The sequence below is a fragment of the Lysobacter sp. CA196 genome (assembly GCF_052078695.1).
Lineage (GTDB): Bacteria > Pseudomonadota > Gammaproteobacteria > Xanthomonadales > Xanthomonadaceae > Lysobacter.
The window spans coordinates 72176-98534 of the sequence record NZ_JBQJIN010000001.1; the positions used below are offsets into that span (position 1 = coordinate 72176).

Below are 26359 nucleotides of genomic sequence, written 5' to 3' on the forward strand. Positions count from 1 at the left end.
TCCAGGAGTAGCCCGCGCCCCATGACCACGACCGCCCATTTTTCGACCAAGGACCGCATCCTCGGCGCCGCCGAGGAACTGTTCGCCCAGTTCGGCTTCACCGGCACCTCGTTGCGCCAGGTCACCAGCCGCGCCGACGTCAACATCGCCGCGGTCAATTACCACTTCGGCAGCAAGGAAAACCTGGTCAACGAGGTGTTCCGCCGGCGCATGGACGAGATGACCGAGCAACGCATGAGCGCGCTCAAGACCGCGGTCGAACGCCACCCCGGCGAGCTCGAACCGATCCTGGCCGCCTTCGTCGAGCCCGCGCTGGCGCTGGCCCAGGATCGCAATGGCGGCGGCGCCTTCGTGCGGGTGATCGCCCGCGCCTACGCCGAGAAGAACGACAGCCTGCGCAAATTCCTCTCCGACCACTACGGCCATGTCCTGCGCGAATTCGCCAAGGCCATCGCCGGCGCCGTGCCGAACCTCAGCAAGGAGGAGCTGTACTGGCGTCTGGACTTCCTGGCCGGTTCGCTGACCTATGCCATGGCCGATTTCGGCCTGATCAAGCGACCCGCCGGTGTCACCGAAGCGGCGCACCGTGAGCGTGCCGCCCGCGAACTGATCCGTTTCGCCGCCGCCGGCTTCAAGAGCTGAGCGGCGCCAGATGCCGGTCCCGGCGGGGACCGGCGTCGCCGGACGGCCCAGCGCCCCCGGTCGATCCTGGATTGCTTCCCGGATCCCCTCTGGATTCCCGCCCTCTCCCCTCGCCCACATCCAAGATTTCCGTTTTTCTTCAAGGAGTTGTAGACGATGTCTAAGCAATTGCTTGTCCGCCGTGCCGCGGTCCTCGGGGCCGGCGTCATGGGCGCCCAGATCGCCGCGCACCTCACCAATGCCGGTGTCGACACGGTGTTGTTCGACCTGGCCGCAAAGGAAGGCGATCCCAACGGTATCGTCAACAAGGCCATCGCCAACCTGGCCAAGCTGAGCCCGGCGCCGCTGGCCAGCAAGGCCCTGGCCGAGCGCCTGACCGCCGCCAACTACGACACCGGCCTGGAACAGCTGCGCGGTTGCGACCTGGTCATCGAAGCCATCGCCGAGCGCATGGACTGGAAGCAGGACCTGTACAAGAAGATCGCCGACTACGTGCCCGATCACGCCGTGCTGGCCTCCAACACCTCCGGCCTGGGTATCAACAAGCTCGCCGAAGTGCTGCCCGAGCAACTGCGCCACCGCTTCCTCGGCGTGCACTTCTTCAACCCGCCGCGCTACATGCACCTGGCCGAGCTGATCCCGGCCAAGACCACCGACGCGGCGGTGCTGGAAGGCCTGGAAACCTTCCTGACCACCACCCTCGGCAAGGGCGTGGTGATCGCCAAGGACACCCCGAACTTCATCGGCAACCGCATCGGCGTGTTCTCGATGCTGGCCGCCATGCACCACACCGAGCAGTTCGGCCTGGGCTTCGACACCGTCGACGCGCTGACCGGCCCGGCGATCGGCCGCCCGAAGTCGGCGACCTTCCGCACCGCCGACGTGGTCGGCCTGGACACCATGGCCCACGTCATCAAGACCATGGCCGACACCCTGCCCGACGACCCGTGGCACTCGTACTTCCAGGCGCCGAAATGGCTGTCGGCGCTGATCGGCAAGGGCGCACTGGGCCAGAAGACCGGTGCCGGCGTCTACACCAAGCGCGGCAAGGACATCCTGGTGCTCGATCTGAAGGCGCAGGATTACCGCGCTTCGGCCGGCGAACTCGACGCCGACATCGCCGCCCTGCTCAAGGAAAAGGACCCGGCCAAGAAGTTCGCCGCGCTGCGCGCCAGCGAGCATCCGCAGGCGCAGTTCCTGTGGGCGGTGTTCCGCGACAGCTTCCATTACAGCGCCTTCCACCTGGAAACCATCGCCGACACCGCGCGCGACGTCGATTTCGCCATGCGCTGGGGCTACGGCTGGTCGCTCGGCCCGTTCGAGACCTGGCAGGCCGCCGGCTGGAAGCAGGTCGCCGATTGGATCGCCGAGGACATCGTCGCCGGCAAGGCCATGGCCAGCGCGCCGCTGCCGAACTGGGTGTTCGACGGCCGCGAAGGCGTGCACGGCAAGGACAGCAGCTACAGCCCGGGCCGTAACGCCCAGGTGCCGCGCTCGTCCAACCCGGTCTATGCGCGCCAGCGCTTCCCCGACGCACTGCTCGGCGAGCGTTTCTCGCAGGGCCAGACCGTGTTCGAGAACGACGGCATCCGCCTGTGGGCCGACGACGGCGACGACATCGCCGTGATCAGCTTCAAGACCAAGATGCACACGGTCAACGACCATGTGCTCAACGGCATCCAGGAAGCCATCGCCATCGCCGAGAAGAAGTTCAAGGGCGTGGTGATCTGGCAGCCGAAGGAGCCGTTCTCGGCCGGTGCCGACCTGTCCGGCGCGCTGGGCCTGCTGCAGGCCGGCGACCTCAAGGGTTTCGAGGCGATGGTCGCCAACTTCCAGGCCACCAGCCAGCGCATCAAGTACTCGCTGGTACCGGTGGTCGCGGCGGTGCGCGGCCTGGCGCTCGGCGGCGGCTGCGAATTCCAGATGCATTCGGCGCGCACGGTGTTCGCGCTGGAAAGCTACATCGGCCTGGTCGAGGCCGGCGTCGGCCTGCTGCCGGCCGGTGGCGGCCTGAAGGAGTTCGCGGTGCGCGCCTCCGACGCCGCCGGTCCGGGCGGCGACGTGTTCGCCGAGCTCAAGACCGCCTTCGAGAGCGTGGCGATGGGCAAGGTCTCGACTTCGGCCTTCGAAGCGCGCGAGCTCAAGCTCGCCCGCGCCGGCGACGGCGTCGTCTTCAACGCCTTCGAGCTGCTGCACGTGGCCAAGGCGCAGGCGCGCGCGCTGGCCGAAAGCGGCTACCGCCCGCCGATGCCCGGCCGCCGCATCCAGGTCGCCGGCGACGTCGGCATCGCCACCTTCAAGATGCTGCTGGCCAACATGCTCGAAGGCCGCTTCATCTCGCCGCACGACTACGAAATCGCCAGCCGCATCGCCACGGTGATCTGCGGCGGCGAAGTCGACCGCGGCGCCCTGGTCGACGAGGAATGGCTGCTCAAGCTCGAACGCGAGCATTTCGTCGCCCTGGCGCAGATGCCGAAGACCCAAGAGCGCATCGCGCACATGCTCAAGACCGGCAAGCCGTTGAGGAACTGAGATTGGTGATTCGAGATTCGGGATTCGCAAAGCGCGTCCCGAATCGACTTCCTACTGATCCCGAATCCCTGATCCCGAATCCCCGCTTTCGGAGAAATCCATGAAACAAGTTCAAGAAGCCTACATCGTCGCCGCCACCCGTACTCCGGTCGGCAAGGCCCCACGCGGCGTGTTCCGCAATACCCGTCCCGACGACATGCTCGCCCACGTGCTCAAGTCGGTGATTGCGCAGGCGCCGGGCATCGACGTCAACCGCATCGACGACGCCATCATCGGCTGCGCCATGCCCGAGGGCGAGCAAGGCATGAACGTGGCGCGCATCGGCGTGCTGCTGGCCGGCCTGCCGAACACCATCGCCGCGCAGACCATCAACCGCTTCTGCTCGTCCGGCCTGCAGGCCGTGGCGCTGGCGGCCAACGAAATCCGCCTGGGCAACGCCGACCTGATGCTGGCCGGCGGCACCGAGTCGATGTCGATGGTGCCGATGATGGGCAACAAGGTCGCGCTGTCGCCGTCGGTATTCAACGACGACCACGTCGCCATCGCCTACGGCATGGGCATCACCGCCGAGAAGGTCGCCGAGGAGTGGAAGATCTCGCGCGAAGACCAGGACGCGTTCGCGCTGGCCTCGCACCAGAAGGCCATCGCCGCGATCCAGGCCGGCGAGTTCAAGAACGAGATCAGCCCGCTCGAAGTCGTCTCGCACGTGCCCGACCTGTCGGGCAATACGATCAAGCTGCGCAAGAGCCTGATCGAACTCGACGAAGGCCCGCGTGCGGACGCCTCGCTGGAAGCACTGGCCAAGCTCAAGCCGGTGTTCCGCAACGGCCAGTTCGGCGGCAGCGTCACCGCCGGCACCAGCTCGCAGATGAGCGACGGCGCCGCCGCGGTATTGCTGGCCTCCGGCCAGGCGGTCAAGGACTACGGCCTGACCCCGCTCGCCCGCTTCGTCAGCTTCTCGGTCGCCGGCGTGCGTCCGGAAGTGATGGGCATCGGCCCGATCGCCGCGATTCCGAAGGCGCTCAAGCAGGCCGGCCTGACCAAGGACCAGATCGACTGGATCGAGCTCAACGAAGCCTTCGCCGCGCAGGCGTTGGCGGTAATCCGCGACAGCGACCTCGACCCGTCCAAGGTCAACCCGCTCGGCGGCGCGATCGCGCTCGGCCACCCGCTCGGCGCGACCGGTGCGGTGCGCACCGCGACGATCGTGCATGGTCTGCAGCGCCGCAAGCAGAAGTACGGCCTGGTGACGATGTGCATCGGCACCGGCATGGGCGCGGCCGGCGTGTTCGAGTCACTGTAAGCGGCTGCGGCCCGCACGCGGGCGCTAGCCACAAAAAACCCCGGAGCGATCCGGGGTTTTTCGTTTTAGATGCCGCGCCTCTGCTTTCAGGGTAGGAGCGGCGCAAGCCGCGATCAACCGCAGTGGTGAAATACCACGCTGTCCCCGAAGCCAGGCCCTCCGGCGCTGCGCGACAAATACGCCGGATGTCCGGGCTTCGGTCATTGCGCTTGCGAACACAACTTCGGTTAGTCGCGGCTTGCGCCGCTCCTACCCTTGAACGCGAGCTCATCTGCATTGCGTCAGGGACTGCCCACCCTCACGCCAACCGCGTCCCGTTCGGCACCGGCCGCTCGAGGGCGGCGATGACCACGCCCTCCTCGGTCGGGAAACCGGTCAGCAGGAATTCGGACACGAACGGTCCTATCTGCTTCGGCGGAAAATTGATCACGCCGACGATTTGCCGCCCGACCAGCTCCTCGGCCGAATACAGATCGCGGATCTGCGCGCTGGTCTTGCGCAGGCCGTGCGGGCCGAAATCGACCCACAGCTTCCATGCCGGCTTGCGCGCCTGCGGAAACTCTTCGACCTGGGTGACGGTGCCGGCGCAGATCACGACTTTCTCGAAGTCGCTCCATGCGATCAGGCCGGTCCGGTTCGTATCGGTATCGCTCATCCTGCTCTTCCTTCGCTGCGTTCTTTGTAGGCGTCTTTGAATTGCGCCCAGGTGTAGCTCAGTTGCGCCGCCAGCAGACCGGCGGGTTTCATCGCCGAGACCAGGCCGTAGCCGGACAACTCGCGCCAACGCTCGTCGCCGTGGGCGATCGCCGCGGCGACGGTCTCACCGGCGAAAGTGGTCGGCGCGACGCCGTGTCCGCCGAAAGCCTGAGCCAGCCACAGGCCCTCGCCGATGCGGCCGAGCTGCGGCATCTGGTGGCGCGCATAGCTCATCAGGCCCGACCAGGCGTAATCGATCCGGGTCCCGGCCAATTGCGGGAACACCTTCAGCATGTCGCGATAGAGCAAGCGCTTGACCGCCTGCGGCGAGCGGTCCAGCACCGAGATGCGTCCGCCCCAGAGCAGGCGCGTGTCCGGCAGCGGCCGATAGTAGTCGAAGGCGAAACGCGTGTCGTAGACCGCGGCCCGTGTACGCAAAGCCTCGTCGAGCCGCTCGCCGAGCGGCTCGGTCACCATCGCATAGGTCGCGATCGGCATCACCGCGGCATCGACCTCGCGTCGCAGGCCCGCCAGGTAACCGCCGCAAGCCAACACGACTTGTTCGGCCTCGATCTCGCCACGCTCGGTCTTGATCCGCCAGGCCGAACCCTGGCGCTCGAGCGCGAGCGCCGGGCTGCGTTCGTGCACGGCGACGCCGCGGCTTTCGGCCAAGTCCGCCAAGCCGTGCGCGTACTTAAGCGGATGAAAATGCAAGGCCTGCGGTTCGAACAAGGCCTCGTGATAGCGCTCGCTGCGCACTTGCTCGCGCAAGCGTTCGCGCGACCACCATTGCCAGTCGACGCCGTAGTGTTCGGACAGCAGGGCCTGGCGCGAACGCAGGACCTCGCGGTCGCGAAACCAGTTGGCCCAGATCACCCCGGCTTCGATAGCGTCGCAGGCGATGCCGTGACGACGGATGCGCGAGCGGATCAACTCGACCGCGTCGGTGGTGCCGGCATACAGCGCGCGGGCGCGTTGCGGACCGAGTTCACGCAGCAAGGCATCCTCGCCGCGCGAGTAACCGCCGAACACGAAGCCGCCGTTGCGGCCGGAAGCGCCGTGCCCGATCTCCTGCGCCTCGATCAGGGTCACCTCGCTCAGGCCGCGCTCGGCCAGCCCCAGCGCGGTGTTGAGCCCGGCGAAACCGCCGCCGATCACGCACACCCGCGTCTGGCGCTTTCCCTCGAACGCCGGCCACACAGGCAGGCGGTGGAGACTGGCGCGGTAATAGCTTTCGGTGGGTATGGACATGAGCGGGTCGCAACGGGTTTGATGATGCCGGTCGGCCGTCGCGGCGACCGGTGCCTGACTGCGCCGCCACACCGAACGCCGAGATGCAGACGATGGAAATCCACCGTGCCGACCTAGCCTACCGCAGACGCAGCCTGTGGCTGCTGGCCGCGCTCCTGGCCGCTTGCGCGATCGGGCTGTGGCTGTTGCACGGCTGGCTGCAGACGGTGCAGGCGCATGCGCTGGCGAGCGCGCCGCAGGAGGCGCGGCGATGGCTGCGCGGCGCGATCGCCGCGATGCTGATCGTGCCGGCCTTGCCGAGTGCCCTGTGGGGGCGCAGCCTGCGCCGGCTCGGCCGCGCCGCGCGCGAGGAAGGCCGATTCCCGCCTCGCGCCTGGAAGACCTACCGTGACGTACGGGTGCTGCGCGAACAGGCGGCATTGCAGTGGTCGCGGCGCAGCGAGCGCCTGGGCCGCATCGCGCAAGGCGCCGCCGGAGTGTTCGCGGCGGCAGCCGTGGCGGCCTGGGTCCGGCTCAGCTGATCGCAGGCGGCACTCGCTGACGAGATGGCGCATTCGCGGTTGATAACGATCATGGGCCGCATTCGCGGCTCATAAACGATCATGGGCCGCTTTCGCGGCCCATGAGAGTCGCACCGCGATGTCCTACGCCGGAAACTACTCGAGGTCTTCGACGCCGAGTTCGTTGAGCGCGTTCTGCATCAACTGGCGCGCCGAGTCGCTGAGCTTCTCGTGATCGAGGGCGTAACGGATCGTGGCCTCGATCAGGCCCAGGTGGGTACCGCAGTCGAAACGCGTGCCCTGGAAACGATAGGCGTTGACGGTTTCGCGTTCGAGCAGGGTCGCGATGGCGTCGGTGAGCTGGATCTCGCCGCCGGCGCCGGGCGTGGTGGTTTCGAGCAGTTCGAAGATGCTGGGATTGAGCACGTAACGACCGACCACCGCGAGCGTACTCGGCGCCACCTCCGGCGACGGCTTCTCGACGATGGCGCGAATGCGGCCCTGCCGTGCCTGGAAGCTGTCGGTCGCGACGATGCCGTAGCTCGCGGTCTGCTCGCGCGGCACGTCCTGCACGGCGATCACGCTGGCGCCGCTGCTCTGCGCGGCGTCGGCCATCTGCTTGAGCGCCCCCGGACCGCGGTTCCAGATCACGTCGTCGGGCAGCAGCACCGCGAAGGGCTCGTTGCCGATCACTTCCTTGGCGCACAGCACCGCATGGCCCAGGCCCAGGGCTTCGGCCTGGGTCACGAACACGGCGCGCACGCCTTCGGGCAGCACGTTGCGGATCAGTTCGAGTTGTTCGGTCTTGCCGGAGCGCTCGAGCTTGTGTTCGAGCTCGTAGGCCTTGTCGAAGTAGTCGGCGACCGCGTGCTTGTAGCGGTTGGTGATGAACACCAGGGTGTCGCAACCGGCTTCGATCGCCTCGTCGACGGCGTACTGGATCAGCGGCCGATCGATGATCGGCAGCATTTCCTTCGGCACGGTCTTGGTCGCGGGGAGAAAGCGGGTGCCGAGACCGGCGACTGGAAAAACAGCCTTGCGAATGCGTGCGGCCATCAAATCTTCCTGGCGTTACGGGCGGGGAATGCCACCACCGTAGCCGATTCCTTGTAATCAGGATGTTCACCGACCGGACGGAACTCCGGTACCGCGATGCGCAGCAGCGTATTGAGCGCCTCGCGGTCGTAGCGGATCGAAGCCTCGCGCAGCTGCAGCAATGAGTTCTCCAGCGCCGCGCTCGACACGTCGCGCGGCTCGGCCTGGAGAATCTTCGGGTGCACCGTCGGGCGGTAACGCTCGTCGGCATGGAACAAGGTCTCGTGCAGCTTCTCGCCCGGACGCAGGCCGGTATAGACGATGGCCACGTCGCGGCCCGGCGTCTTGCCGGCCAGGCGGATCATCTGCTCGGCGAGCAGGCGGATCGGCACCGGCTCGCCCATGTCGAGGGTGTAGATCGCCTCGTGGGTGCCGATCGCCGAAGCCTGCAGGATCAGCTGGCAGGCTTCCGGAATGGTCATGAAGAAGCGCGTGACTTCCGGATCGGTGACGGTGACCGGGCCGCCGCTGCGGATCTGTTCGCGGAACAGCGGCACCACGCTGCCGGCCGAGTCGAGTACGTTGCCGAAACGCACGGTAACGAAGCGGGTGGCGCGTTGATCGGCCAGCGACTGGCAGGTCATCTCCGCCAAGCGCTTGGTCGCGCCGAGCACGTTGACCGGGTCGACCGCCTTGTCGGTGGAGATCAGCACGAAAGTGCCGACGCCGGCGGCGCGGCAGGCGCGCGCCACGGTCTCGGTAGCCAGCACGTTGTTGCGCACCGCCTCGCGCAGTTGCGCTTCCAGCAACGGCACCTGCTTGTAGGCGGCGGCGTGGAACGCGGCGTCAGGCGCGGCCAGCTTGAGTGCGTATTCAATGAGCGCCTTGTCGCCGCAGTCGCCGAGGATCGGAATGAATTCGACGTCGGGGAAGTCGCGGCGCAGCGCGGTCTCGGTGGTGACCAGCGCCAGTTCATCGATCTCGATCAGGGCGATGCGCCCGGCGCCGTGGCGCGCGCACTGGCGGCACAGCTCGGAACCGATCGAACCGCCGGCGCCGGTGACCAGGACCGAACGCGCACCGAGCCAGGCACGGATCGCCTTCCAGTCCGGCAGCACCGGCTTGCGGCCGAGCAAGTCCTCGATCGCGACTTCCTTGAGTTCGCCCGGCAGCGAGCGCCCTTCGAGCACGTCCTGCAGGCGCGGCACCATCCGGAACGGCACGCCGGTGCGTTCGCAGGCCATGACCACGCGCTGCATCGCATTGGCGTCGGCCGACGGCATGGCGATGACCAGCAGCTTGGCCGCGGTCTCGCGCGCGATCTCGGCGACGTCGTCGACGTTGCCGAGCACCGGCACGCCCTGGACCTTGCTGCCGCGCAGACGCGCGGCGTCGTCGAGGAAACCGACCGGGTGATAGGTGCCGAAACGGCGCAGGTCGCGGACCAGGGCCTCGCCGGCGCGGCCGGCGCCGAGGATCAGGATCCGCACCGAGACCGCGTTGACGCTGTCGATGCGGCTGTCCTTCCAGGCCCGGTACAGCAGGCGCGGCGCGCCGAGCATGCCCATCAACACCAGCGGATACAGCACCAGCACGGTGCGCGGCACGGCGTCGACGCGGTTATAGAGGAACAGACCCAGGACGATCGCGAACAGGCCCAGCATGCAGGCCTTGAAGATGTTCCAAAGATCGGGCACGCCGGCGAAACGCCACAGACCGCGATACAAGCCGACCTGCCAGAACACCAGGCCTTGCGCGGCCAGGACCAGGGCGATCTCGGTCGACCACAGCGGCAGGGTCGGCGGGGTCGCGGTGATGCCGAAACGCAGCTTGTGCAGCGCCTGCCAGACCAGCCAGACCATCGCGAGATCGTGCGCAACCACCGCCAACCGGGGCAGGCCGCTTTTCAGACGATCGCGCAATGAACTCATTCCCTGCCCCTACTGAAGAAAATCAATCGGTTCGGCCGGATCGGAGATCGGGCCGTTCGGTTCGTCCTAGCCGATCGGATTGCCGGTTTCGCGCCCGGTCTTCTGGATCAGCCACCAAAAAAAAGCGCCGGACATATACCACGCGGCTCCCATACATAAGATGAAACCGGTTCGGACTTCGGTCACATAGCGCACGCAGACTACGGACAGCAGCGTGAAAACCGCATAGGCAAGCGTCACACGGGTGTGGCCGATGCGCCGGGCCCAGACCTGGTAAGCGTGCTGAGTATGCGGTGTCCACCAGCGTTCGCCGCGCCGGACCCGTCGCAACAGGGTCAGCCCGGAGTCGACCATGAATGCGGCCAGCGGCAACAGCAACAGGCCTGAACGCGGGCCGAGCCCGCTCGCGGCGAGCACACTCAACGCGGCCACCGCGTAGCCGATTGCGCCGCTGCCGACATCGCCCATGAAGATCCGCGCGCGCGGGAAATTGAACGGCAGAAACCCGGCGCAGGCGGCCAGCAAGGCCAGCGCCAGCCAGCTCCAGACCGGCCCGCCGAGCCAGACCAGGGCCAGCGCGACCAGCGCCGCCTGCGAAGCGGCCAGGCCGTTGATGCCGTCCATGAAGTTCCAGACATTGGTCAGCCCGACCGCCAGGGCGAACGCCGCCAAGGCCAGCCACGCATTACCCAAGACATACCAGACCGCGAACGCCAGCAGCGCCGCGGCGAAGGCATGCACGCCCAAGCGCAGCCAAGGCGACAAGGGACGATGGTCGTCGACCCAGCCGATCCCGGCGATCAACAACAGGCCGATGCCGAACGCCAACGCGAGCGGCGCATGCGAGGGAAAGCGGATGCCGAGCGCGGCCGCGGCGATCAATACCGCGGCGACGATCGCGATGCCCCCGCCGCGTGGTGTGGCCACACTATGGCTGCGGCGTTCGCCGGGTTCGTCGATGAGCCGGCTGTGCAGCGCATAGGCGCGCGCCAGCCAGGTCCCTGCGGCGCCGAGCGCCGCGTAGATCGCGATCCATTGCCACATCGCTCAGACCACCGCGTAGTTCAACAGCGGCTTGACCGAACCCCATTCCTTGCAGCTCGGGCATTGCCAGTGGTGACTACGGGCGCCGAAGCCGCAGCGGTTGCAGCGGTAGCTCGGATTGCGCACCAGCAACTGATCGGTGATGTGCTTGAGGTCGTGCAGAGTCGCCAGCGGGTCGGCATTTTCGGCGATGGTCAGATCGATCAGCGCCGCTTCGCCGCGCACCGAGGGACGGTCCTTGAGCTGGCGCGCCAGGTAGGCACGCGCCGCCGGCACCCCGTCTTCGGCTTCGACCATGCGGGTCAGCGCCAGCACCGGCGCGATGCCGCGGTAGTGTTCGCACATCTCGGCCAGGAAGGCGCGCGCGCCGGTGGCGTCGCCGTCGCGCTCGTAGCAACTCAGCAAGGCCGGCAACACTTCCGGCAGATAGTCGGGGTCGGCGCGGGCGACGCGCTCGAAGGCGCGGATCGCCGCGGCATCGTTGCCGGTCTCCACTTCGATGCGGCCTTCCAGCATGCCGGCGCGGACCGAGTTGGCATCGGCCTCGTAGGCGCGCTTGACCGCCGCGCGCGCGGCATCGGTGTCGCCGGCGGCGCGGTAACGGTCGGCCAGCTCGCACTCGAACTGGGCGATCAGCTTGCCCATCGGCTCGCCGGTCGCGGCCTCGTAGCGCTGGGCGTTCTCGATCGCCTTGTCCCAGTCGCGTTCGGACTGATAGATGCCGATCAAGTGGCGCAGGGCCAGCGGCGCGCGCATGTCCAGCGCGACCAGATCGCTGAACACCGTCTCGGCGCGGTCCAACAAGCCCGAACGCATATAGTCCTCGCCGAGCGCGAGCAAGGCCTGGACCTTCTGCTGGTCGCTCAGGCCCGGCCGTTGCACCAGGGCCTGGTGCAGGCGGATCGCGCGGTCGACTTCGCCGCGGCGGCGGAACAAGTGGCCGAGCGCGACCTGGGTCTCGAAGGTGTCCTTGTCGAGCTCGGCGATATGCAGGAACAACTCGATCGCCTTGTCGGGCTGTTCGTTGAGCAGGTAGTTGAGGCCGCGGAAATAGGTGGTCGACAAGCGGCTGACCTGATTGTCGCTATGCCGCTCGCCCCCCCGCCGCCCGATCACCCAACCGCTCACGGCCGCCACCGGCAGCAACAGAAAGAACCAGAACCACTGGCTGATGAATTCCATGTTCAGACCTCGGGGCCGGTGATCGGGGGCGCCGGCGCGGCGCTCGCCGCGCGTTCGGCGCGGCTGAGGCGGCGGCGCAACGGCAGCACCACGCTGGCGCTGATGGTCAGGCCGCCGATCAGGGCGCCGAGCAACAGGGCGACGATCAGGGCGATGCCGAGCGAGGTCGCCGGGACGAAACCGATGCCGAGGTCGATGCTGACGATCTGGCGGTTGAGAGCGCCGAGGATCGCCCCTGCTGCGAGGCAGGCCAAGGCGATGAGGAGACGGATCACGCGCATGGGAGAGTTCCGGAGGTCGTGCACGATCTCGTGCGTGTCGCGCCTAGCTTAACGGACGCGCATGCGCGCGGCGTGTTGAGCCGGGAAAAACGAGTTTGGAGGAGTGAGGAGTGAGTCAGGGCGCGATCGCCCTCCTCCTCGGCCTGTGCGGCCAATACATATAAATAAGGAATCGAGAGCTGGCCGGCGGCGATGCCACTCGTTCCTCGCTGCTCGAGGCGGCGCAGCCGCCACTCATTCCTATGCTTTCAGCTTTCTTCGTCCAGCGGCGTCACGCCGCTGACGCGTTCGCGCAGTTCCTTGCCGGGCTTGAAATGCGGGACGTGCTTGCCGGGCAACGCGACCGACTCGCCGGTCTTCGGGTTGCGGCCCAGGCGTGGCGGACGGTAATGCAGCGAAAAGCTGCCGAAGCCGCGGATCTCGATCCGCTCGCCGGCCGACAGGGCGCCGCCCATCATTTCCAGTAAAGCCTTCACCGCCAGATCCACATCGTCGCCCTTGAGATGGGCCTGACGCTGCGAAAGGATCTCGATGAGTTCGGACTTGGTCATGGACGAAGCGTGGCCTTGCCTTAGGAAGGTCGTGAAGAAAGTCGTGCGGACGTCGCGATCGGCTGCGATCCCCTACCGCAGACCGAAGGCGACCCGGCCATGCCGGGCCGCCTCGGTGGATGCATCTGTACCACCCGGCCCGGATCGACCGGGCCGTACTGCCTGTAGCGTGACGCGTGCAGCTATTACTCGGACTTGCCGCCCAGACGCTCGCGCAGCAACGCGCCGAGGCTGGTGGTGCCGCTGGCGGCTTCGGAGGTCTGGCGGTTGTAGTCGGCCATCGCTTCCTGCTGCTCGTGCTCGTCCTTGGCCTTGATCGACAGCTGCATGCTGCGGCCCTTGCGGTCGGTGCCGATGATCTTGGCTTCGACTTCCTGGCCGACCTTGAGGTACTGCGAAGCGTCTTCGACGCGCTCCTTGGCGATGTCGCGTGCGGCGACGTAGCCTTCGATGCCGTCGGCCAGTTCGATCGTCGCACCCTTGGCGTCGACTTCCTTGACCGTGCCCTTGACGATCGAGCCCTTGGCGTTGGAAGCCACGTACTGACCCATCGGGTCCTGCTCGAGCTGCTTCACGCCGAGGCTGATGCGCTCGCGCTCCGGATCCACGGCCAGGACCACGGCTTCCAGCGTGTCGCCCTTCTTGTAGTTGCGGACCACGTCTTCGCCGGTGGTGTTCCAGCTGATGTCGGACAGGTGGACCAGGCCATCGATACCGCCGTCCAGGCCGATGAAGATGCCGAAGTCGGTGATCGACTTGATCTGGCCTTCGACCTTGTCGCCCTTCTTGTGGATGGCCGCGAAGGTCTCCCACGGGTTCGAGGTGACCTGCTTCATGCCCAGCGAGATACGACGACGCTCTTCATCGACGTCGAGGACCATGACCTGAACTTCGTCGCCGACCTGCACGATCTTGGACGGGTTGACGTTCTTGTTGGTCCAATCCATCTCGGAGACGTGCACCAGGCCTTCGACGCCGGGCTCGATCTCGACGAACGCGCCGTAATCGGTGACGTTGCTGACCTTGCCGAACACGCGGGTGTTGGCCGGGTAGCGACGGGCGATGTTGTCCCACGGATCCTCGCCCAGCTGCTTGAGGCCGAGGCTGACGCGGTTGCGCTCGCGGTCGTACTTGAGCACGCGGACGTCGAGTTCCTGACCGACTTCCACGACTTCCGACGGGTGACGCACGCGCTTCCACGCCATGTCGGTGATGTGCAGCAGGCCATCGATGCCGCCGAGGTCGACGAACGCACCGTAATCGGTGAGGTTCTTGACGACGCCCTTGAGGATCGCGCCTTCCTGCAGCTTCTCCATCAGCTGTTCGCGCTCGACGCTGTACTCGCTCTCGACCACCGCACGGCGGGAGACGACGATGTTATTGCGCTTGCGGTCCAGCTTGATCAGCTTGAACTCGAGTTCCTTGCCTTCCAGGTAGGCGGAGTCGCGCACCGGGCGCACGTCCACCAGCGAACCCGGCAGGAAGCCGCGGACATCCTTGATGTCGACGGTGAAACCACCCTTGACCTTGCCGCTGATGCGGCCGGTGATGGTCTCGTTCTTTTCGAGCGCCTCTTCGAGCTCGTCCCACACCATTGCGCGCTTGGCTTTCTCGCGCGACAGCACGGTTTCGCCAAAGCCGTTCTCGATCGAGTCGAGTGCGACCTTGACCTCGTCGCCAACGGCAACGTCGATCTCGCCGGCGTCGTTACGGAACTGTTCGATCGGCACAATGCCTTCGGACTTCAGGCCGGCGTTGATCACCACCACGTCGCCGCGGACTTCCACGACGGTACCGGTGACGATGGCGCCCGGCTTCAGCTTGGCCAGGTATTGCTGGCTGGCTTCGAACAGTTCGGCAAATGATTCGGTCATTGGATTGGATATCTCGGTTAAACACACGGGCCGCACCGTCTGACATCGTTGCCGGACTGGCAACGCAAGCAGTACGTGGTCGACCCACCCGTTATGTGGCGCGATGGAACTGCACCATGTGTTATTGGTTAGTCCGACGCAGGATTGCGACGGGGCTTCAGGGACAACGTTTGCAACGGAACTTCTGTAACGAAAACCTGCTGTAACAAAAACCTGTTGTAACGGTGTTGCGATTGCATCTGCCACGGACTCATCGCGCCTGTTCGTGTCGTTCAGCGCGCAGGCAACAAAGCCAGCACCTGTTCGACTACCGTGTCGATGCCCAGACCGGTCGTATCGATGCGGACGGCATCTTCGGCCGGACGCAACGGCGCCACCGAACGCTGGGCGTCGCGGGCGTCGCGGGCAAGAATCTCCCGTAGCAGACCATCTAAAGTAACCGAAACCCCTTTGTCTTTCAACTGCTTATAGCGCCTTTCCGCCCTTTCGTCGGCGCTGGCGGTCAGGAAGACCTTGAACGGGGCATCCGGGAAGATCACCGTCCCCATGTCGCGGCCGTCCGCGACCAGCCCCGGCGCCTGCCTGAACGCGCGTTGGCGGTCCTTGAGCGCGGCCCGGACCTCGGGGATCGCGGCGATCGCCGAGGCCGCGGCGCCGGCGGTTTCGGTGCGCAACTCGTCGGTCGCGTCGACGTCGTTGACCAGCACCCGCAGCTCGCCGCGATCGTCGTCGCGGAAGCCGATATGGGTGTCGAAGGCGCAGCGGACCAGGGCCGCCGGGTCGGCCAGGTCGAGATCGGCCCAGCCCGCGGCGACGCCGACCGCGCGGTAAAGCGCGCCGGAATCGAGGTAATGCCAGCCCAGGCGCTGCGCGACCAGGCGGCTGATGGTGCCTTTGCCCGAGCCCGAGGGCCCGTCGATGGTGAGGACGGGAATGCTGCTGTTGTCTGAGGATGCGCTGTTCATGCGTATCATTATGCGACGGCAGCAGGCATTTTCGGCTCGCGACCGCAGCCGATCGGGGCGCAAGCCCCCGGTCCGGCTGGGCCGGACGATCTTCCAGGTCGCGCGCGACCCGCCGGATCGTGCGGGTAAACCCGGGCCCGGCCACTACGCCCAGAGACCCGCGGCGCACCGCCGCCAGTCAGGCCATTTCGCTCCTCGCCGGCGCCGGCTGGATTTTTTTCACGCAAGCACTTGATCGGACGAAGATTTGTCCGCTACAATCGCGGGCTAACTTTTCCACCCCGCTTCTTTCACCTAATTTTTTGCCGAGGTCTCTCATGAAGGTCCTGTCCTCCCTGAAGTCGGCGAAGGCCCGTCACCGCGACTGCAAAGTCGTCCGCCGCCGCGGCAAGGTCTTCGTGATTTGCAAGTCGAACCCGCGTTTCAAAGCGCGTCAGCGCTGAAACCGAACAACGTGGTCAAAGCGCGTCAGCGCTGAAACCGAACAGCGTGGTCAAAGCGCGTCAGCGCTGAAACCCGCCGGCGGCTTCCGTCGCCCGAGGTTCGAAGCCGAAAGCCGCCGCAAGGCGGCTTTCTTCGTTATCCAGCCCGATCCTCCCTCGGCTTCGCCAAACCGTGACGGCCGCACGCTGCCGTTAAGCGTCAGCTTGTGACTAGAATCCCCGCGTCCTTTGACGAGGTGGCTCTTCCATGAAATCGCGTATCGCCGTTGCCCCGCTGTTGCTCGCCCTGCTCGCCTTTTCCGGCGCCGTCTCTGCCGAGACCCTGCTGATCCAGCGCGTGCAGGAGGAAGGCAAGGCTTTGCTGCCGACCCGTGGCCAGAGCATGGACCAGGTCAAGGCGCGCTACGGCGAGCCGACCCAGCGCATGGACCCGCGCGGCGGCCAGAAGCGGCAGTGGCCGCAGATCAACCGCTGGGTCTATCCGGCCTTCACCGTCTACTTCGAGAAGAGCCGGGTGATCGACGTGGTCGCCAACAAGGCCGACGCCGAGGAAATCGGGCCGAAACCGCCTATCCTTTGAGTCTATGAATAAAAACGTATTGCGCTTCCCCGCGGAGTGGGAACCCCAGTCCGCGGTTCTTATCGCTTGGCCGAATGCCGACACCGACTGGGCCGAGCGTCTGGGCGAAGTCGAGGAAACCTATATCGCCCTGGTCGCGGCCATCGTCCGCTACCAACCCGTGCTGATCTGCGTGGCCGACGACGACGTCCAGGCTTACGCCCGCGCGCGCCTGTCCTCGGCGCGCATCGACATGGCCCGGGTGCACTTCATCGAGGCGCCGTACGACGACACGTGGCTGCGCGACTCGGGCCCGATCAGCCTGCGCGACGGCGCCGGTTTCCGCCTGCTCGATTTCCGCTTCACCGGCTGGGGCGGCAAGTTCGACGCCAGCCAGGACGACCTGCTGGTCGAACGCCTCACCGAGATGGGAATCTTCTCGAACAGTGTTCGCCAAAGCATTGATTTTGCGCTGGAAGGCGGCGCCATCGAAACCGACGGGGCCGGCACCTTGCTGAGCACCTGGCAGTGCCTGCACGAGCGTCACCCGCAAGCCAGCCGCGAGGAGATCACCGCCAAGCTGGCCGACTGGCTGCAGCAGGACCGGGTGCTGTGGCTGGACCACGGCTCCCTCGAAGGCGACGACACCGACGCCCACATCGACACCCTGGCCCGCTTCGCTGCGCCCGACGCGATCGTCTACCAGGGCTGCGACGACCCGAGCGATTCGCATTACCCCGAGCTGCAGGCCATGGCGGCCGAGCTGGCGGCGCTGCGCACCCGCGACGGACAGCCCTATCGCTTGTTCGCGCTGCCCTGGGCGCAGCCGGTGATCGATGAAAACCGAAGGCTGGCAGCGAGTTACGCCAACTTCCTCATCATCAACGGCGCCGTGCTGATGCCGGCCTACGGCGATGCCGCCGACGCCGAAGCCCAGGCCGTGCTGGCCCAGGCCTTCCCTGATCGCGACATCGTGCCGGTGCCCTGCCGCGCCCTGATCTGGCAGAACGGCAGCCTGCATTGCGTGACCATGCAGTTGCCGCAGGGCTTGGTGGCGGGCGACTGAGTCCGCTCCCATGCAGGACATGCGCATGGCCTTGTTGATCGCCGCCGGTGTGGCGATCAGCTTGTACTGTCTCCGCCTGACCGCGGCCGCATGGCCGGGTTGGCAGGACGATGTGCGCACCGGCCCCTGGGGCATGACTGCGCAAGCGGCCAGCCTGCATGCCTGTGCTGATGGTGGCGACCAGGTCGATCGGTTCGGAGCTGGCATTCAAATGGGCTTTCGCCAGCGTTCTCATCTGCGGCGCGACCACCTTCATGATCTGGGCCTGCGACGCCGCAATCGATCATGAAAGAAATCGCGATTGAAGGCGATCGGCGCCATTACGGCGCCGACGTCCGACGCGTCCCGTTTACAATGCCATCGCTCCTCGTCTGGACCGGTTACCCATGAAGAAGACCACCCTCCCCGTTGCCCTGATCCAGGACCGCGACCACGGCTCGCGCGAGGCCAATCTGGCCAATATCGAGGACCGGGTCGGCGAGGCGGCCAAGCGCGGCGCCAAGTTGGTGCTGCTGCAGGAACTGCACAACGGCCCGTATTTCTGCCAGCACGAGTCGGTGGCCGAGTTCGACCTGGCCGAGCCGATTCCCGGCCCGAGCACCGAGCGCCTGGCCGCCCTGGCCAAGCAGCACGGCGTGGTCCTGGTCAGCTCGCTGTTCGAGCGCCGCGCGGCCGGGCTGTACCACAACACTGCGGTGGTCTATGAAGCCGACGGTTCGATCGCCGGCAAGTACCGCAAGATGCATATCCCGGACGATCCGGGCTTCTACGAGAAGTTCTACTTCACTCCGGGCGACATCGGTTTCGAGCCGATCGACACCTCGGTCGGCCGCCTCGGCGTGCTGGTGTGCTGGGACCAGTGGTACCCGGAAGGCGCGCGCCTGATGGCCCTGGCCGGCGCCGAACTGCTGCTGTATCCGACCGCCATCGGCTGGGACCCGGACGATCAGCAGGACGAGAAGGACCGCCAGCGCAACGCCTGGATCCTCAGCCACCGCGGCCACGCCGTCGCCAACGGCCTGCCGGTGCTCAGCGTCAACCGGGTCGGCCACGAGCCTTCTCCCATGGCTTCTGAAAAGAGCGCAGGAGCGTCCGGCATCCAGTTCTGGGGTTCCAGCCATGTGCTCGGGCCGCAGGGCGAATTCCTGGCCGAAGCCAAGACCCAGGCGCCGGAGATCGTGATGGCCGAAGTCGACCTCGGCCGCAGCGAACACGTGCGGCGGATCTGGCCGTTCCTGCGCGACCGCCGCATCGACGCCTACGCCGACCTGCTCAAGCGGTACCGCGATTGAACGCGGACGCTCGTCCGTCGCCCTTGCTGCGTCCGGCGGTCGAGGCCGATCTCGATGCGATCACCGTGCTGTACGCGCGCGAAGTGCGTGAGGGCCTGGCGACCTACGAGTACGACGAACCCGACGCCGCCGAGATGCGGCGCCGCTGGCGCGCGATCGTCGACGCCGGCTATCCGTATCTGGTCGCCGAACACGACGGCGCTTTCGCCGGTTACGCCTATGCGACGGCCTACCGCAGCCGCATCGGCTATCGCTGGACGGTCGAGAATTCGGTCTACGTCGCCCCGGATTTCCACGGCCGCGGCATCGGCCGCACCCTGATGCAGCGCTTGATCGAGGACTGCACCGCGCTCGGTTTCCGGCAGATGGTCGCGGTGATCGGCGACGGCAGCAACCAGGCCTCGGTGGCTTTGCACGAGCGCCTGGGCTTCAAGCCCGGCGGCGTGTTCCCCGGCCTGGGCCGCAAGCACGGCCGCTGGCTCGACACCGTGCAATTGGTGCGCGCGCTCGGCGACGGCGACCAGGGCGAGCCCGACCAAGGCGTACCGGGCCTGCGCTGATCGCCATCCGGCGATGGCGTCGGCGCTTCGCCGCATCCATCGAGGCCTTGGCCTCCTCCCATGACAAAGACTCCAGCACCCGATGCCCACACCCGGCTCCGGGCGTGCGGTCGTGGCCGCCGATGTCCGTGCTCCGAGTTCTCATTACATGACAGTTGAAGAGCGCTCGGGATCGCACTGCGACCCAGGCCCGTGGCAAGGCCGGCGGCGTCCGGTAAGCTGAACAGCGATTGCCGACGAATTGCCGACGAATGGTCGCAATAAAACGAACGGACGTGCTATTTTGAATTCATGTCGATGCTGACCGCCACCGTCAAAGGCGCCGCAACCCGCGACGCGATCCTAGAACAGGCCTACGGCATTGCCTCGTCGGCCGGGCTGGAAGGCCTGTCGATCGGTCCGCTGGCGGCCGCGGTCGGCATGTCGAAGAGCGGCGTATTCGCCCACTTCGGCTCGCGCGAAGACTTGCAGTTGGCGGTGCTGGACATGGCCAGCCAGCGCTTCGTCGAATATGTGCTGTTACCGGCACTGCAGCACCCGCGCGGCCTGCCGCGCCTGCGCGCCATCGTCGAGGCCTGGTTCGATTGGGCGCGCCACACCGAAGGCGGCTGCGTGCTGCTCGGTGCGGTCAGCGAGTACGACGACCGCCCCGGCTCCCTGCGCGATGCCGTGGTCGACCAGCAGAAACGCTGGCACCAGGTCCTCGGCAAGGCCGTGCAACTGGCCATCGACACCGGCGAGCTCGGCGCCGATACCGACACCGCGCAACTGGCTTTCGAAATCTACGGCGTGGCCCTGGTCGTGCACCACGACTCCGGCCTGTTCGGCTACGACTCCGCGACCGAACGCGGGCGCCGCGCCTACGAGCGTCTGATCCGTTCCTACGCTTCCTCCCCCACCGCCTGAGCGACCGACGAGGTTCGTCATGTATCCGCTTATCGCTAAAATTAGCACGACCGTTCGTAACATGTTGAAACTATACGGCTTGCGCCTGAGTTTCCTGTTCGGCGCCTGGTTCGCACCCGACGCGACCATGCACCGCGTGGCGACGCTGTTCTGTACGCCATTCGCTTCGACCCGCAGCCGCGCCCTCGCCGCGCCGACCCACGGCGCCCGCGAGGAGTCGCTGGACATCGACGGCCAGCGCATCGTCACCTACGTGTGGGGCGACCCGCAGCGCCAGCCGTACGTGTTGTTCGCGCACGGCTGGTCGAGCCACGGCACCCGCATCGCCAACTGGCTGCCGGGCCTGTTAGCCGCCGGCTATGCGGTAGTCGCGTTCGACCAACCCGCGCACGGCAAGAGCGCCGGCCGCCTGGCCACCCTGCCCGACTTCACCCGTCATCTATTCGCGGTCGGCGAGCACTACGGCCCGGCGGCGGTGGTGATCGGCCATTCGCTCGGCGGCGCCGCGGCGCTGCTGGCGATGGCGCGCGGCATGCGCGCCGAACGCGCGGTGCTGATCGCGCCGGCTGCGGACCCGGTCGCCGCGGTGAAGCGTTTCGCCCGTCTGTTGTGGGTCGGCGAGGACGTCTGCCGGCGCCTGTTCGCTTATTACGAAGCGCGCATCGGCATCAGCTTCGATTCGCAGCAAGCGCACCGCAACGCACCGGCGATCGCCAGCCCGGCGCTGATCGTGCACGACCTCGGCGACCGCGAAGTGCCCTGGGCCGAAGGCGAGCGCTATGCGCGCTATTGGCCGGATTCGCGCCTGCTGAGCACCAGCGGCCTCGGCCACCGCCGGGTGCTCGAGGACGAGAGCGTGATCGAGGCCGGCCTGCGCTTCCTGCATGGCGAGGACGTCGGCGAACGCTTGGTGTCGAGCCCGAACCTGCCGTTCGGGCTGGCCTGAACGCGCTGCACCGCGGCCGCGAACGGCCGCCGCCGCGGGCTCGGGCCGAGTCGGGGCCGAATGGGCGCCCGACAGCGTCCTGATGTCTCCCGACGCTTGCGTGAACGCGACCGCGTTCATTGCCCGCCCCGGTTGCAGGCTCTAAGCTCTGCCCCCATACGGTAGGAGTCGCCGTCCGGCAACGGAGCGGCTTCACCCCATCGATTCCACCCGTTTCGGTACCGGACGGCGCCCTTGGGCGCCGTTGTGTTTGCCGGAGCCGCCACCGGGCCGCTGCATGCATCCGTTCTCGAGTTCGTTCTTCCGTCGACTGCGCGGGCTGCGCGCATGAGCGAGTCGTTGTTGGCACCGGCCGGCACCGGCCTGCAGGACGTGCTCGCCACCCAACCGCATGCGGTGGTCGAACGCGACGGCGTGCGCTACACCCTGCTCGGCACCGCCCACGTCTCCCAGGCCAGCGTCGACGCGGTCCGCGATGCGGTCGGCAGCGGCGCCTTCGATGCGGTCGCGGTCGAACTCGACCCGCAGCGCCTGCAGGCCCTGACCGATCCCGATGCGCTGGCACGGCTCGATTTGATCCAGGTGATCCGTTCCGGCAAGACCGCTCTGTTCGCCGCCAACCTGGCCCTGGCCGCGTACCAGCGCCGGCTGGCCGAACAGCTCGGCATCGAGCCCGGCGCCGAACTCAAGCGCGCCGTGCTGGAAGCGCGCGAACGCGACCTGCCGGTGCATCTGATCGATCGCGAAGTCGGCCTGACCTTCAAGCGCGCCTCTTCCAAACTCGGCTTCTGGGGCCGGGCCAAGCTCGGCGTCGGCCTGATCAGCGGCCTGTTCGCCGCCGACGAGGTCGGCGAAGAAGAAATCGAGAAACTCAAGCAAGGCGACATGCTCGAATCGAGCTTCGGCGAATTCGCCGCTGAAAGCCCGGAGCTGTACGAGACCGTGATCGCCGAACGCGACCGCTACATGGCCGCGCGTTTGCGCGAGAGCCATGGCGACGCGCGCGAAGTGCTGGCCGTAGTCGGCGCCGGTCATCTGCAGGGCCTGGCCCGGCATCTGCGCGAAGACACCGAAGACCCGGTCGCCCAACGCACCGCGCTCGAGCAGGTCACCACCAAGAGCAAGGTGCCGTGGGTGATGATCGTGATCACCTCGCTGATCATCGCCGGCATCGCCTGGGGCTTCTGGAAAGGCGGCGCGGCGATGGGCGCCGACCTGTTGCTGCAGTGGGTGCTGTTCACCGGCGGCCTGGCCGCGCTGGGTTGCCTACTCGCCGGCGGCCATCCCTTCAGCATCATTACCGCGGCCGTGGTCGCGCCGTTGAAACCGTTCCGCCCCGGCGTACCGACCGGCGCCCTCAGCGCCTTGGTCGAAGTGCATCGGCGCAAGCCCGCCTACGGCGACTTCATGGCCCTGCGCGACGACGCGCAGACGCTCAAAGGCTGGTACCGCAACCGCGTCGCCCGCGTGGTGCTGAACTTCATGCTGACCAACATCGGCACCGGCATCGGCGTGTGGCTGGCCGGGTTCCGTATCGCGAGCAAGCTGGTCGGTTGAGGGACCGGGGTTGAGCCGGGCTTCTTGCTTCGCTGGCGCACCCCCTTGTCCCCTTCGTTAAGGGGCAAGCGCCCAACGCAGGATTCGTTGCGGAGGAGCGAACGAATCGCGGGGACTTACCTCCACGGCGATGACGCTGCGTGGATCAGCAAGAGCAAATCCCCCTAGCCCCCTTTTTCAAAGGGGGAATTGTTGTGGGGCAGTCTTGGGGAAGAACGGCAACTGGTGCCGAAGCTCCGATATCGAAAGCGCTCTCACTCAACGAATCGCTAGTCTCAGACACCATCCATGTCGCCCCCTTTGGAAAAGGGGGCAAGCGCCCAGCGCGGGATTCGTTTCAGATCAACGATCGGAGCGAGGGGGATTTGCCTTTGTGCCGATGACGCCGCGTGGGAAGACGAAAGCAAATCCCCCTCTCCCCCCTTTCCAAAGGGGGGAATGCTGCGAGGCGATCGGAGGGAAGAAGCGGCTATCGGAGTGAAGAAGTGCCATATCGCTGCGCGATCGCTCAACGAATCGGCAGTTTCAGGCGCCGTCCATTCCAGTCCAGGACGACGCCATCGGTCCTGATCGCCACCAGTACCGCATCGCCGATGCGGCCGCCCTCGGACAGGCGCTGGCCGTCGATGATCACGAACCGCTGCGCCGGTGCGTCGTTCCACATGTGCATGCTCAACTTCAGCGGCGGCAGTTGTTTGCGCTCTGCGATAGGCAGGTCGGCGAGCAGCTGCAGGCCTTCGTTGCTGGCGACGGCGACCGGCGGCGGCGACACAGGCTCCGGTACTTCGATAGGCGGCGGTACCGGCAGAGGTTTCGGCGCGGGCACCGGCGGCGGTGCGACGGCGACAGTCTCCTGCTTTGCATCGCGGTCTTTATTCTGATCCTTGTCCCGGCTCTTGCCGCTATCCGCAGCAGCGGAAGGCGGCGCGGGCGTCGTGGCGACGATAGGCTGAGTTACCGGCGGGGCCGCAGGCAGGACCACCGGTGCGGGATCGCGTACTCGTGCGGCCTCGACAGCAGGCGACTCGCCGAGCGCGGGCGGATCGATGCGAGGCGTCGCGGTGGCAACCACGCGGTCGTGTTCGGAGACTTCACCCGCGCTGTCGGCGACCTCGGCCGCGGTATCGGCAACCGGCGTAAGCGGCGGCGCCCGCCGGCTGCTTAGCCACCAAGCGGACGCGGCGACGAGGACTGCAGCCAGCACCCACCACCATCCGACCGGCGTGGATCGGCGTTGCACGCGGGCGACCGGCGGCAGCTCCGCGTAAAGGTCGGGCGACTCGCCGCGGCGGCGTTCGGCCTCGGATTTGCGCAGGGCTTCGAGAATCAACGACATCGGCCTACTCCAGCACCGGCTGCAGACGCGGGCCTGCGTCGCCGGACGACAGCGCGAGCATGGTCTCCGGGCCGACGACGCCGTCGCTGAGCAAGCCGCGGGCGCTCTGGAAACTGCGCACATCTTCGGTGGTCGCGCCTGCGGTCACCCCGAGCCGCGTGCGCAGCCACTCGCCGCGCGCACCGCCGGCGCGCGGCGACAACGACGAAGCCAAGCCCTCGGGGCCGCGCCATATCGCCGCATATTCTCCGGTCCACAAACGTTCGAGCGCGGCACGGTCGGTGTCGAACGGCGTGCCGTCCAACGACAGACGCACCCTGCTCGCATCCATTGCGCTCAACAACACCCAGGGATCGCGGACGCCGAGGCGCAGATGCAGCAGCACCGGGCGGCCGAGTTGGACCAGCTTGTCGAGGCTGGCGCTGCCGCGCAGGCAGTACGCGCCGGGCGCGATCCGCGCAGCACCGGGCTCGATCCGCGCAGCGCAGCGCGCGGCCGTCGCGACCGCAACCTCATCCGCCGGCAGTTGCCAGGCGCCCAGCAATTGCCGCCAAGCTGCCAGCGAAGCGAGATCGGCCGCCGCGATACGCTGGGCGAATGCGCTCTCATCCAGATGCGGCGCCGACTTGCCGTTCGCCTCGGCGGGAACGCCAGCGAGCGCTCCGGTCGTCGCCGACCCGGCCCGCGCTGTCGCCGCGGTCTTGTCCGCAGCCGAGGCGCCGGCCTTGCCGTCCGGTCGGGTAAGAATCTTTGCGGCCGCGCCGGCTTTCGCCGGCTTCGCCAGGGTAGCCGCCGCGTTCGCGGTGGCCGACGGTGGCTGCATGAACCACCACGAGGCGGCGAATGCCGACACCACGACGGCGGCGGCAGCGACGATCGCCAGGCGCTTGTGCGCAAATCCCTTCGTGTTCGGCGCCAATGCTTCCGTCGCGGCGCGGTTGACCGTGCCCTCGTCGATGGTGACATCGTCGTGGGCATAGCCGCCGAGCAAGGCGCGCTCGGTGATCACGTTGATCAGTCTCGGCACCCCGCCGGAATGCGCATGGATGCGCTTGATCGCGGCGGGCGTGAACGGCAAGTGCTGCCCGCCGGCGATGCGATAGCGATGGCGCAGGAACGCGGTGGTTTCCTCGGCGCTCAGCGGGGTCAAGTGGAACCGCGCGGTGATGCGCTGCGACAGTTGGCGCATGTCCGGGCGCGCGAGCATGTCGCGCAGCTCCGGCTGGCCCAGCAGGATGATCTGCAACAGCTTCTGGGTGTCGGTTTCCAGGTTGGTCAGCAGCCGCACCTGCTCCAGCGCCTCCAGCGAGAGGTTCTGCGCCTCGTCGATGATCAGCACCACCCGCAGGCCGCGGGCGTAGGCATCGAGCAGATAGCGATTGAGCGCGTCGACCAGCGCCTTGACGCTGCCGTGCTTGCCGGCGAGGTCGAGGTGCAGCTCCTCGCAGATCGTTTCCAACAGTTCGAGCGGGGTCAGCCGCGGATTCAACACCAGGGCGACGCGGGTCTTCTCGGGCAGTTGCTCGAGCAACAGCCGGCACAAGGTGGTCTTGCCGGTGCCGACCTCGCCGGTCAGCTGGACGAAACCGCCGCCGCCGCCCTGGCCGATGCCGAACAGCAGGTGCGCGAGCGCATCCCGATGGCGCTCGCTGAGAAACACGAAGCGCGGGTCGGGCGTGATCGAGAACGGCGGCTCCTTCAGGCCATAGTGCTCGAGGTACATGCACGTCACGGTGGCGGCGAGGCGTCTAGCCTGCCACGAATCGGGGGCATCGTCGCTGCGAGGCAGCGCACGGATTCGGCGAACGCAGGCCGGAAACCGGATGCGGATACCGATCCGGAACGGTCCGGCCCGAACCGGCGCCTCAGCCGAGGCCGGCCCTGCCGCGCCCCCTCATTGAAGGGGA

General features: G+C 67.0%; 25 protein-coding genes. 13 read left to right on the top strand and 12 right to left on the bottom strand.

What is annotated here, in order from left to right:
- The first annotated feature begins 21 nt into the window (after positions 1-21).
- From ACTOWK_RS00400 to ACTOWK_RS00410, 3 genes are all read left to right on the top strand, one after another.
- Positions 22-642, top strand: coding sequence for a TetR/AcrR family transcriptional regulator (locus ACTOWK_RS00400; RefSeq protein WP_441328258.1), 621 nt, complete (start codon positions 22-24; stop codon positions 640-642).
- Positions 643-798: 156 nt separating this feature from the next.
- Positions 799-3174, top strand: a complete 2376-nt coding sequence (locus ACTOWK_RS00405; protein WP_441328259.1) for a 3-hydroxyacyl-CoA dehydrogenase/enoyl-CoA hydratase family protein — start codon at positions 799-801, stop codon at positions 3172-3174.
- A 100-nt stretch (positions 3175-3274) separates the two neighbouring features.
- A complete protein-coding gene (locus ACTOWK_RS00410) occupies positions 3275-4477 on the top strand; it encodes an acetyl-CoA C-acyltransferase (RefSeq protein WP_441328260.1) in 1203 nt (400 codons plus the stop codon).
- A gap of 298 nt (positions 4478-4775) precedes the next feature.
- Here ACTOWK_RS00410 and ACTOWK_RS00415 read toward each other — a convergent pair whose 3' ends face one another.
- Entirely contained in the window at positions 4776-5132 is a 357-nt protein-coding gene (locus ACTOWK_RS00415; protein ID WP_441328261.1) for a tRNA-binding protein, read from the bottom strand.
- On the bottom strand, positions 5129-6424 hold the full coding sequence (locus ACTOWK_RS00420; RefSeq protein WP_441328262.1) for an NAD(P)/FAD-dependent oxidoreductase: 1296 nt from the start codon (positions 6422-6424) through the stop codon (positions 5129-5131). Before ACTOWK_RS00420 ends, ACTOWK_RS00415 begins: the two co-directional genes overlap by 4 nt.
- Before the next feature lie 92 nt (positions 6425-6516).
- Here ACTOWK_RS00420 and ACTOWK_RS00425 point away from each other — a divergent pair, with 92 nt between their 5' ends.
- Positions 6517-6945 (top strand): hypothetical protein, encoded by a 429-nt coding sequence (locus ACTOWK_RS00425; protein ID WP_441328263.1) that lies wholly within the window; start codon positions 6517-6519, stop codon positions 6943-6945.
- Positions 6946-7080: 135 nt separating this feature from the next.
- Here ACTOWK_RS00425 and galU read toward each other — a convergent pair whose 3' ends face one another.
- From galU to cmk, 8 genes are all read right to left on the bottom strand, one after another.
- Positions 7081-7980 (bottom strand): UTP--glucose-1-phosphate uridylyltransferase GalU, encoded by a 900-nt coding sequence (galU, locus tag ACTOWK_RS00430; protein ID WP_441328264.1) that lies wholly within the window; start codon positions 7978-7980, stop codon positions 7081-7083.
- Complete coding sequence (locus tag ACTOWK_RS00435; RefSeq protein WP_441328265.1) at positions 7980-9890, bottom strand: polysaccharide biosynthesis protein; 1911 nt, start codon at positions 9888-9890, stop codon at positions 7980-7982. The genes galU and ACTOWK_RS00435 overlap by 1 nt, the downstream gene beginning before the upstream one ends.
- Positions 9891-9956: 66 nt before the next feature.
- Complete coding sequence (locus ACTOWK_RS00440; protein WP_441328266.1) at positions 9957-10934, bottom strand: lipopolysaccharide biosynthesis protein; 978 nt, start codon at positions 10932-10934, stop codon at positions 9957-9959.
- Between the two features lie 3 nt (positions 10935-10937).
- Positions 10938-12116, bottom strand: a complete 1179-nt coding sequence (gene lapB, locus ACTOWK_RS00445) for a lipopolysaccharide assembly protein LapB (protein WP_031371664.1) — start codon at positions 12114-12116, stop codon at positions 10938-10940.
- A 2-nt stretch (positions 12117-12118) separates the two neighbouring features.
- Complete coding sequence (locus ACTOWK_RS00450) at positions 12119-12397, bottom strand: lipopolysaccharide assembly protein LapA domain-containing protein (protein ID WP_441328267.1); 279 nt, start codon at positions 12395-12397, stop codon at positions 12119-12121.
- 248 nt (positions 12398-12645) lie between these two features.
- A complete protein-coding gene (locus ACTOWK_RS00455) occupies positions 12646-12948 on the bottom strand; it encodes an integration host factor subunit beta (RefSeq protein WP_036103140.1) in 303 nt (100 codons plus the stop codon).
- Positions 12949-13133: 185 nt separating this feature from the next.
- A complete protein-coding gene (gene rpsA, locus ACTOWK_RS00460; protein ID WP_435394246.1) occupies positions 13134-14822 on the bottom strand; it encodes a 30S ribosomal protein S1 in 1689 nt (562 codons plus the stop codon).
- A gap of 272 nt (positions 14823-15094) precedes the next feature.
- Complete coding sequence (gene cmk / locus ACTOWK_RS00465; RefSeq protein WP_441328641.1) at positions 15095-15787, bottom strand: (d)CMP kinase; 693 nt, start codon at positions 15785-15787, stop codon at positions 15095-15097.
- Between the two features lie 317 nt (positions 15788-16104).
- Here cmk and ykgO point away from each other — a divergent pair, with 317 nt between their 5' ends.
- The 9 genes from ykgO (at position 16105) to ACTOWK_RS00510 (ending at position 23116) form a co-directional block, all read left to right on the top strand.
- A complete protein-coding gene (gene ykgO, locus ACTOWK_RS00470) occupies positions 16105-16230 on the top strand; it encodes a type B 50S ribosomal protein L36 (protein WP_010342887.1) in 126 nt (41 codons plus the stop codon).
- A 247-nt stretch (positions 16231-16477) separates the two neighbouring features.
- Positions 16478-16810 carry a hypothetical protein gene (locus ACTOWK_RS00475; protein WP_031371669.1) on the top strand — a complete coding sequence of 111 codons (333 nt, stop codon included), beginning with the start codon at positions 16478-16480 and terminating at the stop codon, positions 16808-16810.
- A 4-nt stretch (positions 16811-16814) separates the two neighbouring features.
- Complete coding sequence (locus ACTOWK_RS00480) at positions 16815-17855, top strand: agmatine deiminase family protein (protein ID WP_441328268.1); 1041 nt, start codon at positions 16815-16817, stop codon at positions 17853-17855.
- 25 nt (positions 17856-17880) lie between these two features.
- Complete coding sequence (locus ACTOWK_RS00485) at positions 17881-18144, top strand: hypothetical protein (protein WP_441328269.1); 264 nt, start codon at positions 17881-17883, stop codon at positions 18142-18144.
- Positions 18145-18241: 97 nt separating this feature from the next.
- The gene (locus ACTOWK_RS00490) at positions 18242-19147 is read left to right on the top strand and encodes a carbon-nitrogen hydrolase (RefSeq protein WP_441328270.1); all 906 of its coding nucleotides are present in this window, start codon (positions 18242-18244) and stop codon (positions 19145-19147) included.
- The gene (locus ACTOWK_RS00495; RefSeq protein ID WP_441328271.1) at positions 19144-19707 is read left to right on the top strand and encodes a GNAT family N-acetyltransferase; all 564 of its coding nucleotides are present in this window, start codon (positions 19144-19146) and stop codon (positions 19705-19707) included. Before ACTOWK_RS00490 ends, ACTOWK_RS00495 begins: the two co-directional genes overlap by 4 nt.
- Positions 19708-20004: 297 nt before the next feature.
- Positions 20005-20613 (top strand): TetR/AcrR family transcriptional regulator, encoded by a 609-nt coding sequence (locus ACTOWK_RS00500; RefSeq protein WP_441328272.1) that lies wholly within the window; start codon positions 20005-20007, stop codon positions 20611-20613.
- Positions 20614-20674: 61 nt separating this feature from the next.
- Complete coding sequence (locus tag ACTOWK_RS00505) at positions 20675-21559, top strand: alpha/beta hydrolase (RefSeq protein ID WP_441328273.1); 885 nt, start codon at positions 20675-20677, stop codon at positions 21557-21559.
- A gap of 327 nt (positions 21560-21886) precedes the next feature.
- Complete coding sequence (locus tag ACTOWK_RS00510; protein WP_441328274.1) at positions 21887-23116, top strand: TraB/GumN family protein; 1230 nt, start codon at positions 21887-21889, stop codon at positions 23114-23116.
- 508 nt (positions 23117-23624) lie between these two features.
- On the opposite strand, the gene ACTOWK_RS00515 is transcribed toward ACTOWK_RS00510, so the two are convergent.
- Together ACTOWK_RS00515 and ACTOWK_RS00520 are read right to left on the bottom strand one after the other, a co-directional pair.
- Positions 23625-24446 (bottom strand): general secretion pathway protein GspB, encoded by an 822-nt coding sequence (locus ACTOWK_RS00515; protein ID WP_441328275.1) that lies wholly within the window; start codon positions 24444-24446, stop codon positions 23625-23627.
- A gap of 10 nt (positions 24447-24456) precedes the next feature.
- On the bottom strand, positions 24457-26175 hold the full coding sequence (locus ACTOWK_RS00520; protein ID WP_441328276.1) for an AAA family ATPase: 1719 nt from the start codon (positions 26173-26175) through the stop codon (positions 24457-24459).
- Positions 26176-26359 lie beyond the last annotated feature (184 nt).

What these genes read in the sequence shown, in the direction of transcription:
- ACTOWK_RS00410 (WP_441328260.1), top strand. Translation starts at nt 3,275, where the DNA reads ATGAAACAAGTTCAAGAAGCCTACATCGTCGCCGCCACCCGTACTCCG.
- ACTOWK_RS00505 (WP_441328273.1), top strand. Translation starts at nt 20,675, where the DNA reads ATGTTGAAACTATACGGCTTGCGCCTGAGTTTCCTGTTCGGCGCCTGG.
- ACTOWK_RS00450 (WP_441328267.1), bottom strand. Translation starts at nt 12,397, where the DNA reads ATGCGCGTGATCCGTCTCCTCATCGCCTTGGCCTGCCTCGCAGCAGGG.
- ACTOWK_RS00520 (WP_441328276.1), bottom strand. Translation starts at nt 26,175, where the DNA reads ATGTACCTCGAGCACTATGGCCTGAAGGAGCCGCCGTTCTCGATCACG.
- ACTOWK_RS00455 (WP_036103140.1), bottom strand. Translation starts at nt 12,948, where the DNA reads ATGACCAAGTCCGAACTCATCGAGATCCTTTCGCAGCGTCAGGCCCAT.
- ACTOWK_RS00420 (WP_441328262.1), bottom strand. Translation starts at nt 6,424, where the DNA reads ATGTCCATACCCACCGAAAGCTATTACCGCGCCAGTCTCCACCGCCTG.
- ACTOWK_RS00500 (WP_441328272.1), top strand. Translation starts at nt 20,005, where the DNA reads ATGCTGACCGCCACCGTCAAAGGCGCCGCAACCCGCGACGCGATCCTA.
- ACTOWK_RS00400 (WP_441328258.1), top strand. Translation starts at nt 22, where the DNA reads ATGACCACGACCGCCCATTTTTCGACCAAGGACCGCATCCTCGGCGCC.
- ACTOWK_RS00425 (WP_441328263.1), top strand. Translation starts at nt 6,517, where the DNA reads ATGGAAATCCACCGTGCCGACCTAGCCTACCGCAGACGCAGCCTGTGG.
- cmk (WP_441328641.1), bottom strand. Translation starts at nt 15,787, where the DNA reads ATGAACAGCGCATCCTCAGACAACAGCAGCATTCCCGTCCTCACCATC.
- ACTOWK_RS00490 (WP_441328270.1), top strand. Translation starts at nt 18,242, where the DNA reads ATGAAGAAGACCACCCTCCCCGTTGCCCTGATCCAGGACCGCGACCAC.
- ACTOWK_RS00435 (WP_441328265.1), bottom strand. Translation starts at nt 9,890, where the DNA reads ATGAGTTCATTGCGCGATCGTCTGAAAAGCGGCCTGCCCCGGTTGGCG.
- ACTOWK_RS00510 (WP_441328274.1), top strand. Translation starts at nt 21,887, where the DNA reads ATGAGCGAGTCGTTGTTGGCACCGGCCGGCACCGGCCTGCAGGACGTG.
- ACTOWK_RS00480 (WP_441328268.1), top strand. Translation starts at nt 16,815, where the DNA reads ATGAATAAAAACGTATTGCGCTTCCCCGCGGAGTGGGAACCCCAGTCC.
- ACTOWK_RS00475 (WP_031371669.1), top strand. Translation starts at nt 16,478, where the DNA reads ATGAAATCGCGTATCGCCGTTGCCCCGCTGTTGCTCGCCCTGCTCGCC.
- lapB (WP_031371664.1), bottom strand. Translation starts at nt 12,116, where the DNA reads ATGGAATTCATCAGCCAGTGGTTCTGGTTCTTTCTGTTGCTGCCGGTG.
- ACTOWK_RS00415 (WP_441328261.1), bottom strand. Translation starts at nt 5,132, where the DNA reads ATGAGCGATACCGATACGAACCGGACCGGCCTGATCGCATGGAGCGAC.
- ACTOWK_RS00440 (WP_441328266.1), bottom strand. Translation starts at nt 10,934, where the DNA reads ATGTGGCAATGGATCGCGATCTACGCGGCGCTCGGCGCCGCAGGGACC.
- ACTOWK_RS00405 (WP_441328259.1), top strand. Translation starts at nt 799, where the DNA reads ATGTCTAAGCAATTGCTTGTCCGCCGTGCCGCGGTCCTCGGGGCCGGC.
- ACTOWK_RS00485 (WP_441328269.1), top strand. Translation starts at nt 17,881, where the DNA reads ATGGCCTTGTTGATCGCCGCCGGTGTGGCGATCAGCTTGTACTGTCTC.
- ykgO (WP_010342887.1), top strand. Translation starts at nt 16,105, where the DNA reads ATGAAGGTCCTGTCCTCCCTGAAGTCGGCGAAGGCCCGTCACCGCGAC.
- galU (WP_441328264.1), bottom strand. Translation starts at nt 7,980, where the DNA reads ATGGCCGCACGCATTCGCAAGGCTGTTTTTCCAGTCGCCGGTCTCGGC.
- rpsA (WP_435394246.1), bottom strand. Translation starts at nt 14,822, where the DNA reads ATGACCGAATCATTTGCCGAACTGTTCGAAGCCAGCCAGCAATACCTG.